The sequence below is a fragment of the Halorussus lipolyticus genome (assembly GCF_029338375.1).
GTDB classification, from domain to species: domain Archaea; phylum Halobacteriota; class Halobacteria; order Halobacteriales; family Haladaptataceae; genus Halorussus; species Halorussus lipolyticus.
In genome coordinates this window covers 1,648,200-1,661,987 of the sequence record NZ_CP119804.1, presented here as the reverse complement: position 1 = coordinate 1,661,987, position 13,788 = coordinate 1,648,200, and the positions used below count along the sequence as shown (strand labels likewise).

At 64.3% G+C, this 13,788-nt stretch carries 18 protein-coding genes and 1 pseudogene; 8 read left to right on the top strand and 11 right to left on the bottom strand.

What is annotated here, in order from left to right:
- Window positions 1–13: 13 nt before the first annotated feature.
- A complete protein-coding gene (gene uppS / locus P2T57_RS08430; protein WP_276302039.1) occupies window positions 14–952 on the top strand; it encodes a polyprenyl diphosphate synthase in 939 nt (312 codons plus the stop codon).
- Window positions 953–966: 14 nt separating this feature from the next.
- On the opposite strand, the gene P2T57_RS08425 is transcribed toward uppS, so the two are convergent.
- The 3 genes from P2T57_RS08425 to P2T57_RS08415 all read right to left on the bottom strand — a co-directional run bounded on the left by P2T57_RS08425 (window position 967) and on the right by P2T57_RS08415 (window position 2,438).
- The gene (locus P2T57_RS08425; RefSeq protein WP_276302038.1) at window positions 967–1,407 is read right to left on the bottom strand and encodes an HVO_A0114 family putative DNA-binding protein; all 441 of its coding nucleotides are present in this window, start codon (window positions 1,405–1,407) and stop codon (window positions 967–969) included.
- Between the two features lie 87 nt (window positions 1,408–1,494).
- Window positions 1,495–1,707: a hypothetical protein gene (locus P2T57_RS08420; protein WP_276302037.1), complete on the bottom strand. Its 213-nt coding sequence runs from the start codon at window positions 1,705–1,707 to the stop codon at window positions 1,495–1,497.
- A 122-nt stretch (window positions 1,708–1,829) separates the two neighbouring features.
- Window positions 1,830–2,438: an undecaprenyl diphosphate synthase family protein gene (locus tag P2T57_RS08415; RefSeq protein ID WP_276302036.1), complete on the bottom strand. Its 609-nt coding sequence runs from the start codon at window positions 2,436–2,438 to the stop codon at window positions 1,830–1,832.
- Window positions 2,439–2,953: 515 nt separating this feature from the next.
- On the opposite strand from P2T57_RS08415, the pseudogene P2T57_RS08410 reads away from it, so the two are divergent.
- The 3 genes and pseudogenes from P2T57_RS08410 to P2T57_RS08400 all read left to right on the top strand — a co-directional run.
- Window positions 2,954–3,919 (top strand): annotated as a pseudogene (locus P2T57_RS08410) (WD40/YVTN/BNR-like repeat-containing protein); the annotation flags it as partial.
- A 583-nt stretch (window positions 3,920–4,502) separates the two neighbouring features.
- On the top strand, window positions 4,503–5,048 hold the full coding sequence (gene hpt, locus P2T57_RS08405) for a hypoxanthine/guanine phosphoribosyltransferase (protein WP_276302034.1): 546 nt from the start codon (window positions 4,503–4,505) through the stop codon (window positions 5,046–5,048).
- Between the two features lie 400 nt (window positions 5,049–5,448).
- The gene (locus P2T57_RS08400) at window positions 5,449–6,849 is read left to right on the top strand and encodes a uracil-xanthine permease family protein (RefSeq protein ID WP_276302033.1); all 1,401 of its coding nucleotides are present in this window, start codon (window positions 5,449–5,451) and stop codon (window positions 6,847–6,849) included.
- Between the two features lie 81 nt (window positions 6,850–6,930).
- Here P2T57_RS08400 and P2T57_RS08395 read toward each other — a convergent pair whose 3' ends face one another.
- From P2T57_RS08395 to P2T57_RS08385, 3 genes are all read right to left on the bottom strand, one after another.
- A complete protein-coding gene (locus P2T57_RS08395) occupies window positions 6,931–7,299 on the bottom strand; it encodes a rhodanese-like domain-containing protein (RefSeq protein WP_276302032.1) in 369 nt (122 codons plus the stop codon).
- Window positions 7,300–7,405: 106 nt separating this feature from the next.
- The gene (locus P2T57_RS08390) at window positions 7,406–7,702 is read right to left on the bottom strand and encodes a hypothetical protein (protein WP_276302031.1); all 297 of its coding nucleotides are present in this window, start codon (window positions 7,700–7,702) and stop codon (window positions 7,406–7,408) included.
- A 73-nt stretch (window positions 7,703–7,775) separates the two neighbouring features.
- The gene (locus tag P2T57_RS08385) at window positions 7,776–8,024 is read right to left on the bottom strand and encodes a DUF8075 family protein (protein ID WP_276302030.1); all 249 of its coding nucleotides are present in this window, start codon (window positions 8,022–8,024) and stop codon (window positions 7,776–7,778) included.
- Window positions 8,025–8,117: 93 nt separating this feature from the next.
- Between P2T57_RS08385 and P2T57_RS08380 the strand changes: the two genes are divergently transcribed.
- A complete protein-coding gene (locus tag P2T57_RS08380) occupies window positions 8,118–9,257 on the top strand; it encodes a Vms1/Ankzf1 family peptidyl-tRNA hydrolase (protein WP_276302029.1) in 1,140 nt (379 codons plus the stop codon).
- A gap of 119 nt (window positions 9,258–9,376) precedes the next feature.
- The gene (locus P2T57_RS08375) at window positions 9,377–9,517 is read left to right on the top strand and encodes a hypothetical protein (RefSeq protein ID WP_276302028.1); all 141 of its coding nucleotides are present in this window, start codon (window positions 9,377–9,379) and stop codon (window positions 9,515–9,517) included.
- 2 nt (window positions 9,518–9,519) lie between these two features.
- Here the strand turns inward: P2T57_RS08375 and P2T57_RS08370 are convergent, their stop codons facing one another.
- Window positions 9,520–9,909: a pyridoxamine 5'-phosphate oxidase family protein gene (locus tag P2T57_RS08370; protein WP_276302027.1), complete on the bottom strand. Its 390-nt coding sequence runs from the start codon at window positions 9,907–9,909 to the stop codon at window positions 9,520–9,522.
- Between the two features lie 44 nt (window positions 9,910–9,953).
- Entirely contained in the window at window positions 9,954–10,580 is a 627-nt protein-coding gene (locus tag P2T57_RS08365) for a hypothetical protein (protein WP_276302026.1), read from the bottom strand.
- A gap of 181 nt (window positions 10,581–10,761) precedes the next feature.
- Between P2T57_RS08365 and P2T57_RS08360 the strand changes: the two genes are divergently transcribed.
- Both P2T57_RS08360 and P2T57_RS08355 read left to right on the top strand, forming a co-directional pair.
- Entirely contained in the window at window positions 10,762–10,995 is a 234-nt protein-coding gene (locus P2T57_RS08360) for a hypothetical protein (RefSeq protein ID WP_276302025.1), read from the top strand.
- A gap of 82 nt (window positions 10,996–11,077) precedes the next feature.
- Window positions 11,078–12,070, top strand: coding sequence for a DUF7972 family membrane protein (locus tag P2T57_RS08355; protein WP_276302024.1), 993 nt, complete (start codon window positions 11,078–11,080; stop codon window positions 12,068–12,070).
- Window positions 12,071–12,138: 68 nt separating this feature from the next.
- Here the strand turns inward: P2T57_RS08355 and P2T57_RS08350 are convergent, their stop codons facing one another.
- The 3 genes from P2T57_RS08350 to P2T57_RS08340 form a co-directional block, all read right to left on the bottom strand.
- Entirely contained in the window at window positions 12,139–12,744 is a 606-nt protein-coding gene (locus P2T57_RS08350) for a PKD domain-containing protein (protein ID WP_276302023.1), read from the bottom strand.
- 96 nt (window positions 12,745–12,840) lie between these two features.
- Window positions 12,841–13,257, bottom strand: coding sequence for a peptide-methionine (R)-S-oxide reductase MsrB (gene msrB, locus P2T57_RS08345; RefSeq protein WP_276302022.1), 417 nt, complete (start codon window positions 13,255–13,257; stop codon window positions 12,841–12,843).
- A gap of 63 nt (window positions 13,258–13,320) precedes the next feature.
- Window positions 13,321–13,746, bottom strand: coding sequence for a pyridoxamine 5'-phosphate oxidase family protein (locus P2T57_RS08340; protein WP_276302021.1), 426 nt, complete (start codon window positions 13,744–13,746; stop codon window positions 13,321–13,323).
- Window positions 13,747–13,788 lie beyond the last annotated feature (42 nt).

The following is a 13,788-nucleotide window of genomic DNA, read 5'->3' as shown; positions in this document are numbered from 1 at the left end:
GTGCCACCAACGGATGTTCCAGTGGGCACAGCGGCGAGTTCAGGCCGCCTACGAGAGACTCCTGCGACGCGAAATATCGGGCGCACCGGCCCACGTCGCCGTCATTCAGGACGGGAACCGACGCTACGCCAGCAAGCAGGGCGGGGAGGCCCCGGACGGCCACCGGGCGGGGGCACAGACCACCGAGCGCGTGATGAACTGGTGTCAGGACATGGGGGTCGAGGAGCTAACGCTGTACGCCTTCTCGACCGAGAACTTCGACCGGCCCGACCACGAGCGCGAGGCCCTATTCGACCTGCTGGAGGAGAAACTCTACCAGTTCGGCGACGACGAGCGGGTCCACGACGGGGAGGTCTGCATCCGCGCTATCGGCGAGGTTGACCAGCTCCCCGAGCGCGTCCGAGAGGCCGTCGCGTACGCCGAGGGTCGGACCGAGCAGTACGACTCGTTCACCCTCAACGTCGCGCTGGCCTACGGCGGTCGCAACGAACTCCTCGGGGCGGCCCGCGAGGTTGCCGGGGCCGTCGAGGACGGCGAACTCGACCCCGAGGACATCGACGTGGCCGAAATCGAGAATCGCATCTACGACCGGCCGGTTCGGGACGTGGACCTCATCATCCGGACCGGGGGCGACGAGCGGACCTCGAACTTCCTGCCGTGGCACGCTAACGGCAACGAGGCCGCCGTGTTCTTCTGTACCCCCTACTGGCCCGAGTTCTCCAAGGTCGATTTCCTCCGGGGCATCCGGACCTACGAGTCCCGCGAGGAGTCGTGGCGGCGCGCGAAGGCCAAGCGGGCGCTGGCGCTGGTCCGGGAACTCGGCGGCGTCGAGTTGGCCGAGGCCCGCAGAATCGTGAGTCGATTCCGCGGAAACCTGCCCGACGAGTCGGCGGTCGAGGAGTTGGGCGTCGAGGAGTTAGAACTCGAGAGCGAGTCGTCGTCGGTGGACTGACCCTGCCCGATTCGTCAGACTTCCGCTGTCTCGGAGTCTTCGGCGCTATCCTCTCCGAGCGGTAACTCGACGTTGATTTCGTCGTACCAGACTCGGGGGCGCTTCGCTTGGTCGGTCTCATCGAAGTCGAGCAGTCCCAGTCCTTCGAGTTCCTCCAGATTCCGGTGGACTTGCCGCACGTCTCGTCCGACCAATCGGGCGGTTTCGCGGATGCTGGCGGGACGCTCCCGGACGATAGTTCGGAGCAGTTCCAGATTCTTGGGCCGCGTGATTCGGTGGAGTTCGTCGGGGTCGTGATAGACGCGCTCGACGTAGGGGTCGGGCGTCTCGCCCCTGTCGAGTGCGTCGAGGGTCTCCTCGATGCGCTCCGAGTCGCCCGCTCGGAAGTGGATGTGTAGCACTCGGTCGTCGTCCGGTCGTTCGTCGTCGGGTGTGTCAGGGCCAGTTTTCGCCATGATTGCTGTGGTGGTTCGGAGTGCCGGGGTGGTCGGGGAAGTTGTCGTAGCGGACGATGGCGTGACAGGGTTCGGTTGTGGTCGGCCTCAGAGATACCCGTGGACCGCCCGCAGGAGGTAGCCGAGGACGACGCCGGTCATCAACACGAAGGGTCCCTCGGAAATCTCGCCCCGGTAGACGAGATACCCCATGCCGACGAACAGGAGCGCGACGAGTAGGGTCGCCAGAACCAACACCGTCGTTCGCCACGCCGTCGCGCCCGCTTTCCGGAGCCTGTCGGAACGTGATGTTTCGTCCATACCGGACTTCTGCGTAGAAATCAGTTAAACGTGGGTGATAGCGCCGTATTCGGAGCCGCCAGTGGATAATATATTCTAAAGCAATAAGAATGATTTTCTAAGCATCAAAATTGTTTCTTTGGCTACCGACCGAACCGCCGCTGGCGGTTCTTGTAATCGAGGAGCGCCCGCAGGTACTCCCGCTTGCGGAAGTCCCGCCAGTTCACGTCGGTGAAGTAGAGTTCGGAGTAGACCGACTGCCAAATCATGAAGTCCGAGAGCCGTTCCGCGCCGGTCTTGAGGACCAAATCGGGGTTCGCGGGGAAGACCAGATGCTCCTCGACCTCGCTTTCGTCTACCTCCTCGGCAGATAACTCGCCGCTTTGTACGTCCTCGGCGATTTTTTCGACGACGCCGGCGAACTCGTGTTTGCCGCCCAGTCCGATGGAGACCTGAATCGGCGCGTCGGCGCGCTGGGTGTCGTCCGGGCCGCGGACTGCAAGCGGTTCGGGTGCCGACACTTGGTCGAGTTCGCGCCGCAACGTCGGGGCGGCCTCGGGGTCGAGGACGCTGACGTAGACGGTCACGCGCTCGGCGTCGTACTCGAAGGCCCACTCGAAGAAGGCCTCCAGCGTCCCGTAGGCCCCCTGTTCGAGGAGGTCACGCTCGGTGATGATGACGGCGACGTGGCTGGGCGGGTCTGCGCCGTGTCTCCGGAGGCGGGCGGCGAGATAGCGGTCGTAGACTCCCACGGCCGGGGGTTCGCCGGGCACTGCCCTAAACGTCACGGAGTCGGCCATCCGGAAGGCAAAGGTCTTTTCGACGGAGTGAGTACCACCGCGTGGCCGATGACGAAGCACGCGCTCCGAACTGGTCTCGGCAACCAGTCGTGACGAGCCCTATGAGTGCCGAGGCCGTTTTGCACCCTCACTAGACGCTTCTGCAGAACGACGGATGCCGTCGAAGTTTCGAACGTGTCACCAACGACCACACCGAACCGCCGAGTCGCGCGCCGACGTGTTTTCCCGCAGGAGAATGAGTCACAAAGTAACGCATGAGACGCTGATTCGCCGTCTTATCTTAAATGACCGCTCTGTTTTGCATTGTTTTCACCTAGTTTTTCTCTGTTATAGTAAGTAGTAAAATAATACGACGGAAATGGAATTTGCGGCGTTATTGACGGTTCTACTGAACGTTTAAACCGTTGAAAGTATCGGGACGGCAACCAGCCTTGATATATCACCCAGAAACCAGAGTCGACTGCGCTATGAGCGAACGCAACGCGACACGACGACGGTTCCTGAAGTTGAGTGGCACAACTGTTGCGGCCTCCACGCTCGGCGCGGGGTCGGTTTCCGCGGAGTCTGCTTCGTGGCAGTTGGTCACGAGTCCGGTGGGCGTGACGCTCTACGACGTCGAACAGACCGCGCGCAACAACTTCGCGGTCGGCGGCTCTGGCGTCGTCCTCGAACGGACCGACAAAGGGTGGAAAGCGGTCGTACAGGACGGCCCGACCAGCAACGGGAACAGCCTCTACGGTGCAGACGTGACCGACGACGGCAAGCGCCTCTGGTTCGTGGGGTCGTCGGGTGCTATCGGCGAGTACGACGTCGAAACTGGCGACCTCGTGGACCACTCCGCGCCCAACGACGCGACGAACAACTTCAAGGACGTTGCCGTGACGGGCAAGGAAGGCGAGGCCAACGTCTACGTCGCAGGCGCATCCGGCAACGTCTTCTACTCGTTCCAGAACGGAGCGAGCGGTTCGTGGAACTACGTTTCGCCCGGTCAGGGCGCGGCCATCAAGTCCATCGACTTCTACGACACGAAGAAGGGCCACCTCCTCAACGGCAACGGCAAGGTGTTCCACACTATCGACGGCACGACGTGGAACAAAACCGGTATCGCCGACACCGACATATCGCTTCACGGAATCGACTCGGACGGCAAGGAGAACGTCTGGGTCGCCGGTGGAAGCGGCACGGTCTACCACTACAAGCCCGACGCCGAAGGCACGCCCAAATGGTTCAAGAACAAAATCGGCACGGTCGGTCTCCGCGACATCGAAGTCGAGAGCGGTGACGGCTACGCCGTCGGCAACTCGGGTGCCGTCTTCGACCGCGCCGACGGTTCGTGGTCGGAGGACACCACTCCGAACTCCCAAGGGCTGAAGGCGGTCGTCGACCAGTCCAACAACGACATCGCGGTCGGCGCGTCCGGCACCATCTTCGAGACCAACCCCGACGCCTCAGCCGACGACCCCTCGTCGGGCGGAAGTCAGGACGGTGACGCCGGACGAATGGCCCGCTCCTCGACCCAGACCTCCGGGTCGAAAAGTCTGACCTTCACGCTCGAAAACATCGGCGACCAGTCGGTCACTATCGACCAGTTCGCCCTCGAAACCGACGTTTCGGTCAGCACCATCAAGCAGACCGGTGACGAAGTGACCCTGAACGGAGATACGGTCGGCACCGCCGACAGCACCGACGGTTTCGCGGTGGACGGCAACCTCAAGTCACTCGACACCAGCGCGGTCTACGACGCCGGTACCTCGGGACAGGCCGACTTCGGCCTCTACGACGGCGGCAACGTCGCGCTGACGGTTGACCCGGTGCAGGACAAGCCCAACAGTAACTACATCGGCGCGACGCTGGTCTACGGCGACGGCACGCAGGAGACCTTCTGGTTCAAAGTCACCAACGTCAACTCGTAGAACGGCCGCCCACCACGTCCCCCGACGCTCGGGGAGTACAGTCTATCACTTTTTTCGCCCGCAGAACGAACCGCTTTTGCCACCCATCTACCCAACACACGGCATGGACCGGCTTCACGAGTCCCTACACGACGCGCCGATTATCGACAAAGACGGCTACCAGTACCTCGTTCACCCCATCAGCAACGGGGTGCCGATGCTGGAACCCGAACTGCTCCGCGAGGTCGTTGTGGGCGTCTCGCAGGCCGCGGACCTCGACGTGGACAAAATCGTCGCGCCCGAGGCCATGGGCATCCACATCGCCACCGCGCTCTCGCTCCAGACCGACATCCCGCTGGTGGTCATCCGGAAGCGCGAGTACGGTCTGGACGGTGAGGTCCCGCTCCACCAGACCACCGGCTACTCCGAGTCGGAGATGTACATCAACGACGTCGAGGAGGGCGACCGAGTTCTCATCGTGGACGACCTCCTCTCGACCGGCGGCACCCTCGCGTCCATCTGCGACGCGCTGGACGACATCGGCGCGGAAATCGCCGACATCGTGGTCGTCATTCGGAAAGTCGGCGAGACGGCGCTGGACGAGACCGACTACGAAGCCACGAGTCTGGTGGACATCTCGGTCGAGGACTACGAAGTCACGATTCACTAGACGAGAGTGCTTCTTCTGGCGATTGGCTCGCTTCGCTAGCCACGAACGTAGCGGTCTCCTCAGACCACATATAGGAGTTACTAACGTGTATTTTTGATTCTTTTACGTTCATATTGGTTGCTTTGGGGGAGACCGCTCCGTACCGCTACCGCGAACCTCACACCTCCCCAACCTCCTCACTCGTTCGCTTCGCTCTCTCGTTCGTCCCTCGCACGAGTCTCCCTCACTTTGTTCGGTCGCTCCCGCGCGCCGAAGTGGAGAGAAATCACGACGCAATTTTCCTAGGACGGTCAAACCGACTTCATGGGCACGAACTTGTATAATATGGTAATTTCAGGAGTGAAAATGCGCTCGAACGCGAAACTATTATGAAACCCGGCCGGTACGTCCGGGGTATAGCATGACCCAAACCGACGGGGAAATCGAACTCGAATACGAACTTGACGACAAGCCGCCGTGGTTGAAGTCGCTCCTGCTGGGCATCCAGCACGTCGCGGTGATGATTGTCCCGGCGACGGCGGTGGCCTACATCGTCGCGGGCGCAGTCGGCCTCAGCGCGGCAGACACCGCCTACATCGTCCAGATGGTACTGTTGTTCTCGGGGCTGGCGACGGTCGTGCAGGCCTACACCGTCGGCCCGGTCGGCGCGCGACTCCCAATCGTGATGGGCACGAGTTTCACCTTCGTCGGCGCGGCGACCTCTATCGGCGCTGACGCCGGACTAGCGGTCGTCTTCGGGTCGATACTCGTCGCCGGATTCGCGGTCGAGGGTCTCATCGGGTGGCAGTTCAAGCGAATCAAATCCTTCTTCCCGCCGCTCGTGACCGGTCTCGTCGTCGTCATCATCGGTCTCTACCTCGTCCCGGTCGCCATCGACTACTCGGCCGGAGGAGTCGGCGTCGAGGACTACGGCGCGCTCCACAACATCGGCCTCGCGGCGCTCGTGCTGGGCGTCTCGGTCGCCCTCAACCTGTTCTCGTCGGGCGTCACCCGCCTGCTGAGTACCCTCGTCGGCATCACCGTCGGCTACGCGACAGCAGTCGCGTTCGGCCTCGTGAACTTCGCGCCGGTCGCCGACGCCTCGTGGCTGGCGGTCCCGAAACCCGGCGCGTTCGGCGTCGCTTTCGAACCAGTTCCCATCGTCACGTTCGCCTTCCTGTTTCTGGTGTCGGCGATGGAGACGGTCGGCGACATGTCGTCGGTCACGGCCGCCGAGGGACGGACCCCGACCGACGACGAGTTCCGCGGCGGCCTGTTCACCGACGGCTTGCTGAGTTCGCTCGGTGCCGTCTTCGGAGCCTTCCCCGTCACCTCCTTCTCGCAGAACGCGGGCATCGTCAACTTCACGGGCGTCATGAGTCGCCACGTCGTCGGCGTCGCGGGCGTCCTGCTGGCGATTCTCGGATTTAGCCCGAAGGTCGGTGCCGCGGTCACGACTATCCCGAGCGCGGTGTTCGGCGGCGCGGTCCTGCTGATGGCCGGGATGGTCTCTGCGAGCGGGACCCGGCTTATCTTCCTCCACACCGACCTGAACCGCCGGAACATGGTCATCGTCGGCGTCTCGCTCGGTCTCGGTCTCGGCGTCGCTACCCGGCCCGAGGCCCTGCAAGGCCTACCGAGCGCCGCCGAGACGTTCTTCGGCCAACCCGTCATCATGACCGCACTGACCGCGCTGGTCCTCAACACGCTGACGCCGGGCGAGCAGAGTCCGCTGTTCGACGCGCCGCCCGAGCGGACCGGCGAAACCCCCGGCGAGCGTTCGTCGGACACCCAGACCCCCGCGGCCTCGGGCGAGGACTAACCCCGCGTTCGGAGTTCCATCGGGGGTACAACTTCGCCCCGGAGCAACCCCGACCGAGCGCGATTCAGCCACCGAGTCCGATTACCGGACGAGGCCCCGAATCGCTGACGCGACCCGGTAGAGAAGCGTCTGGTCCTCGTAGTGTCGCCATCCGCGAAATCCGCCCGAGAGGGTCACCGCGTCGTAGCCCTCCTGCGCCAATCGACTCGTCGCTTTCTTGGCCACCACCCCGGCCTTGCAGACAGTCACCACGTCCGCGTCCTCGGGAATCGAGTCGAGGTGGTCGTCGAGCGCGGCGGTGTCGCCCCGACGCAGGTCGCCGTAGACCGGCGCGTTGTAACTGCCGTCGATGTGGCGGCGCTGGTAGTTCTCCCGCGGTCGAACGTCGAGGACGAACACGTCGCCGTCTCCCAGTCGCTCGCCGAGTTCCGAGGGCCGAATCTTGCTCATGTTCCCCAATACTCTCTCGGCGCGTATAGGCACCGCGTTTTCGGCGATAGCGCCGGGCGACCGACGACGAGTACCGGCGACCGACGAAGAACACGGGTCGGTCGGGCTACACGTCCCACATTTCGGCGGCGACGAGCGCGACGGTCCCGACCAGCGCGACCCCGACCAGCGCCAGATACGGCGTCCTCGGCGGCGGGTCGAAGGGTGCCCACCCGGCCAGCACGCCGACAACCGGTATCAGGGTGAACGCGAGCGCGACGACGACGAACGAGACCCGGAGGAGAGTCGCGGCAGTGTCGAGTTTATCCAGTACCGACGACGAGTCGGTCTCGTCGCTCGCGGTCGGTTCGGATTCGGCCACCGCTGTTTCGGACGAGGAGTCGGCATTCGAGACTGAAGACATGGGAGACCTGTCGCCCCGGAGGTAAATCGGTCTGTCGGCTCCGGTCGGGTCAGACTCCCGTTTCGTCCGCTCGTCAGTCTTCTCGGCGCGCTCGGCCGTGGTCGGTACAGAGGACCTCACCGGTCTCGGTGTCGAAGAAGAACTCGTCGCCCGCCTCGATTCGCTCGCCGCCGACGCCGCACCCCTCGTCGTGGTTCAGGAAGTACTTGCCCTCCGGGCGACCGGTTTCGAGGCGGTCGGCCGCTCGGGCGAACTTGACGAGGCCCTCGCCGATTTGGGTGCGCTCGGGGGAGTCGGCCTCCTCGAAGTGGATGATGGGCATGAGCGTCTGGGGAGTACCACTCCGAGACCGAAAAGTATCGGCCCAAACCCTCAATTCGGACCGAGGCGTACTGTGGATAGGATTTTACCGCCCATGGACATCGAAGCCTACGAACTCCGCGAGCGAGTCGAGCGCGTCGAGGACGCCGAAGCGACCGAGAACGACCTCGTGACGCTGGCGATTCCGCCCGACACGCCGGTCGGCGAGGCCTTGGAGCGCGTCGAGGAGGACCGGGCCGAGGCCGAGTACATCGACGAGCAGGGCGAGGACGCCGCGTATCTGGAGGCGCTGGAAGCTCTCAGGCGGGTTCTCCAGCACCGGGATTCGACGCCTGACAACGGCCTCGTCGTCTACGCCGGCGTCGTGGACGGCGAGACGGTCGAGTACGTCTTCGACGACCTGCCGTCCCCCGTCTCGGAGTTCGTCTACGAGCGCGACAACGAGTTCGACACTGACCCGCTGGAGACGTGCCGCACCACGAGTCAGACCTTCGGCCTGCTGGTGGTCGAGCGCGGCGGGGCCGCGCTGGGCCTCTCGGAGGGCGACGACGTGGAGAAAATCGAGACGTTCGACAGCGACGTGATGGGCAAGACCAAGGCGGGCGGCCAGTCGGCCCAGCGATTCGAGCGCGACCGGGAGCGCCAGAAAGACGAGTTCTTCGAGACGGTCGCCGACGAGGCCAAACGCGAGTTCCTCGGCGACCACGGCGAGGAGTCCGACGGCGCGGACGAGGGCATCGACGGCCTGCTCGTCGGCGGCACCGAGATTACGGTCGAGGACTTCCGGGACGGCGACCACCTCGACCACCGCCTCGAAGACGCCCTGTTGGGCACGTTTGCGGTCGAGTACGCCACCGAGCAGGGCCTGCGTCAACTCGCGGAGAAGGCCAGCGACCAGATTCGGGACGCCGAGCGCGACGAGATGCGCGAGGTCCTCGACCGCTTTTTCGACGCGCTCCACGTCGGTTCCGCCGATGGAGACAGCGCGCCAGATGCCGACGAGACCGAGGTCGTCTACGGCCGCGAGGAGGTCGAAGAAGCCTTGAGCTACGATGCGGTCGAGACGGTGCTGGTCTCGGCGGACCTCCCGGCCGAGACGGTTCGAGAGATTCGGGAGCGCGCCGACGACGAGGGCGGCGACTGCGTGGTCGTCTCGACCGACTTCGCCCGCGGCGAGCAGTTCCGCGAGGGGTTCGACGGCGTGGCCGCGATTCTGCGGTTCGCCATCGAATAAGAATCCCGAATAATTCTTTCAGAAACAAGTACGTATATCTAAAACAGATTTTCGTTTGCTTCCGGACACTCATCGCCGGCCTAGCCTTCATAACGGATGACGGATAACTATCGATTGTCGTGAGCAAGTCCGTGCAGGTCTCCGAGGAGGTCGCTGGTATCATCTCGTCGGAGACGGCCGCGAAGATGCGCGAGCGAATCGAGAGCGGTGCCGAGCGGGACGCACAGGCGAGAAAAGAGATACGGGAGCGGTTCGAGTAGGTTCAGTACGTCTGATAGCTCGCCGACCCCACGTCCACCCGGACCAGCACGTTCTCGGGGTACTCGTCGGGTTCCGCGCCGTACTTGGTGTTGATTCGCTCGGCGGCCACCCGGCGTTCGTCGTCGTCCTCGACCACCGTGGCGGTCCCGCGGAGCGTCACCATCCACTGGGCCGTTCCCGCGTCGTCTTTCTGGACCGAAATGGCGACGCGGGGGTTCGCCCGGACGTTGGCGAGTTTCCGACCGGTGGTCAGGACCTCGACGGCCCCCTCGTCGTAGTGGTACCAGACCGGCGCGACGTGCGGTCGCTCGTCGGTGCAGGTGGCGAAATGGGCCATCAGGGGTTGGCTGGTCAGTAACTCCTCGGCCGCCTCCGGGACGGGATTGGCCATAGGACCTGTTCGGGCCGAAGCGAGAAAAAGCGTTCCGACGGGGGTCAGAGCAGAAGCCACGCCAGCAGGGCCACGATAATCAGTTTCTTGACGACGATGACGGCGATGACCAACTGCTTGGTCGTCATGGTGCGCGAGACCCGGACCAGTCGCCGGAGGACCTTCGGGGACCGGGCCAACTCGCGCCCGAGGAGTCGCAACTCCGTCACGAAGGTCTGGCCCGCCGACCCCTCGCCCTCGACGTACTCGACGTGGGCCTTGGGGACCCACTCGTCGCCGGTGTAGACGACCGAGATGTCCTCGCCCTCCAGAAACGACACCTGTTCGAAGTCGAACCCGTTCGACTCCGCGAGGTCTTCGAGTTTCAGCACGTCCCGGTCGCTGTCGAGGTCGTAGGCCGACCGCTCGGTGTCGGTGGTCCAGTCGAACCCCAGCGTCAGCACGACCCGGCGCTCGCCGACGAACACGTCCCGGATTTCTGCCCGCTCGGCGTTGCCCCGCCGCTCTTTCTTCTTGGTTCGGAGGCGCTCGTACTCGGTCTGCGAGGCCGACCGGTCGGCCTCGCCGACTGTCTCGCTGGCCTCCGCGGCCGATTCGTCGGTCGTCGTCTCGGGGTCGCTGGCGGTCGGTTCTCCCGTACTCGCGGCCCCGTCGCTGGCGGTTCGACTCATCGGTACTCGTTCGGAAGTAGTCGCCCTACTGCCATAAGTGTGTCTCGGCGAACCACGACAAGTGGTGGCTCGGCGTGACCCGGAGCGCAGTGACTCGTCGCGCGCAGAACTACGCGCGCCGAGTCGTCGGCATCCCTCCTCGGCCCGAACGCATTCGGTGGCGGAAACCGAATCTCGTGGCATGGCAGATTACTCGGACGACCAACTCGACAAGCGGGTCGTGGCCCAGAGCGGCGTGGAAATCGGCTTCGTCGAGGAGGTCCGGGACGGCGACCTGTACGTCGCGGTCGAACCCGACGCCGACGACGCGGTGTCGCAGTTGGGGTGGGACGGGATGGTGAACCAAGACGTGCATCACCTCGAAGACCGGTACGTCTCGAACGTCACCGACGCGACGATTCGGCTTCGAGTGTGACGGGTCGCGTCTCTCAGCGGCGCGGAACTCGGCGTTCCGGGGCCAGCGGTTTTTCGTGGCCGACCGTCGTAACGAGGGTTCGATGAACTGGCCGAAGACGGAACTCCGCATCGGCCTGCCCGAACTCGGCGACGACCAAGGGCCGTTCGACTGGTTGATACTGAACGGCGACCGGTTGGTGGTGGCCGGAGTCCTACTGGCCGTGGTGTTCGCGCTCCTCGTGGCGGTCGAACTCGTGGTCCTGCGGGCGGTCCGCTGGTCGGTCCCGCTGTTGTACGTCTACAGCGCGCAGGTCGGCGGAAACCTGACGCTCATCACGCTGGTGCTGTCCATCAACCAGTTGGTCCTCTCGCGCCAGTTGAGTTCGCCGGGGGAACTCCGAGAGCAGATACGGGAGGTCACGCGCTACCGCCAAGAGGTCCAGACCGCCTCGGGCGGTGAAATCGCGCCAGTCACGCCCTCGGACTTCCTCGCGCAGTTGCTGGAGAACACCGACGAGCAGGTCAAGCAACTCCACGACATCAAGGGCAACGGTGCCGACCTCGACGGGGAGTTAGACGACCTCGCCACGTCGCTGGAGAACCACATGGAGGGCGTGAGTCGGCTACTGACCGACTCGGACGTGGGGACGTTCAACGCGCTGTCGGCGACGCTGAACACCAACTACGGCGAGCAGATTCGGGAGGTCCAACTTCTCGCCCAACGTCACCGCGAGGCCTTCACCGAGGACGAGCGCGCGGAGCTGTCGGAACTCGTGAGTCGTCTTCGGCAGATAGACGTGGCCCGCCAGTATTTCAAGACGCTGTTCATGCAGAGCGAGTTGGCGTCGCTGTCCAGAATCCTGCTCTACGTCGGCGTGCCCGCCGAAATCGTCTCGACGGTGATGCTGGTGGCGGCGGCGGGACCCTCCGCCCAGTCGTTCTACACCAATGTTCCGCCGCTACTGCTCGCCGGGACGGTGGCAGTCGGATTCGCGCCGCTGGCAGTGCTGTTCGCGTTCGTCCTGCGCATCGCCACGGTGGCCCAGCGGACCGCCGCGATTACGCCGTTCACGACGCACGAACAGCAACCGTAGAAATAAAAACACGTCTTTTACAACTATTCTCCGTTACTTAGAACACGTATTTCTTGCTGAAGGCTCACTCAGAGCGCGTCGGCGGTTCCCGCGAGGGGGACGCCGTCGGCCGTGCGTCCGGCGAGGCGGCCGGGCGACCCGTCGGCAGTCGGGGCCGCGCGGCGGAACTGGACGAGGAGGTCCCCGTCTCGCTCGTCGGTCTCGACCGGAGACGACCCGCTTCCCATCGCCAGCGCGGTCGGTGCGCCGAATCGCAGGGAGTCAACCGCAACCGACCCGGCGGGGTCGAAGTCCGAGTCGCCGCGGATGGCGACGGTGACGTACTCGTCCTCGCAGTCCTCGTCGCAGACCTCGACGGTGGCCTCGCGGTAGACCGTTAAGGTCTCGTGGACCGTCTCGATGCGGCCGTTGGCGTGGGTGACGGTCAGCGTAATCGACTGTTTGCCGGCGCTGTCGAAGATGTTGCTCGCGCTCTTGCCGGTTGCGGTCGCACCGTCGCCGAACTCCCACTGGTACTCGACGTCCGAGTCCTCGGCGGAATAGTCGGCCTCGCACAGAATCGGACTGTCTACGACCGGCGCTGTCGGGCCGTATTTGACGGTTACGCTCGGTCGAGAAGGGGTGTCTTCGACGGCAGTGTTTGAACTGTCAAGGTGGATACCGGTGTTGGCCATATCGTTCCAGAGAGATGATAAGAAAATAAAGGTTCGGATTTCCGCGTATAAGGCTTGTGGCCGATTCGACACCGACTCGCCCCGGTCGCGGTCGGTCTATTCGTCGGCGTCGAAGTCCAGCGCGGCCGAATTGATGCAGTAACGCTTGCCAGTCGGTTCCGGGCCGTCGTCGAAGACGTGGCCGAGGTGGCCGCCGCAGTTGCCGCACAGCACTTCGATGCGGTCCATCCCCTTGCTGGTGTCCCGGCGGGTCTCGATGCGGTCGTCGTCGGTGTCGTAGAAACTCGGCCACCCGCACCCCGAGTCGTACTTGGTCTCCGAATCGAACAGTTCCGCGCCGCACCCGGCGCAGGCGTAGGTCCCGTCGTCTTTGCGGTCCACGTGTTCGCCCGAGAAGGGTCGCTCGGTCCCGGCCTCCCGGAGGACCTCGTACTCCTCGTCTGAAAGTCGCTCGCGCCACTCGTCTTCGGTCTCGGGCAGGTCGCCGGCGTCTCGGGAAGTCTCCTCGCTCATGGTCCGACTTGGGCCTCGGGAGGGTTAGGGGTTGCGCGAGTCGGACCCGCCCCGCGCCCGAGGTCAGTCGGTCCGCCGCCCGGTCACTTCCGCTATCTCCATCTCGTAGACGGCGGCGTCCACGTCCTCGATGCGCTCGCCGAACAGCCGAAACGGTTCGAACTGCTCGTTTACCTCCCGGTCCGATTCGGGCGGGAGTTCCCTGAGCGTCCCCCGGACGAGGACGCTCCACGACGACTGCTCGTCGTCCTTCTCGTAGACGACCAGCGTGGCGGTGTCGGTCGAATCCAGATACGCCATCTTGGTGCTGTCGTCGCGCTCGCCGAGTCGGACCAGCAGGCGCTGGCCGTCGTAGTGGTACCCCACCGGGACCGCGTAGGCGTCCCCGCCGTCCGCCAGCGAGAGGACGCCCACCTCGTTCTCGCGGAGGTATTCGTCTACCTCCTCGTCGGTCATGCCGAAGGTGTAGACGTATTCGACGTGTTCCATGCGAAACGCAACGGTTCCGAGTGTGATAATCGCTTCTAGAGT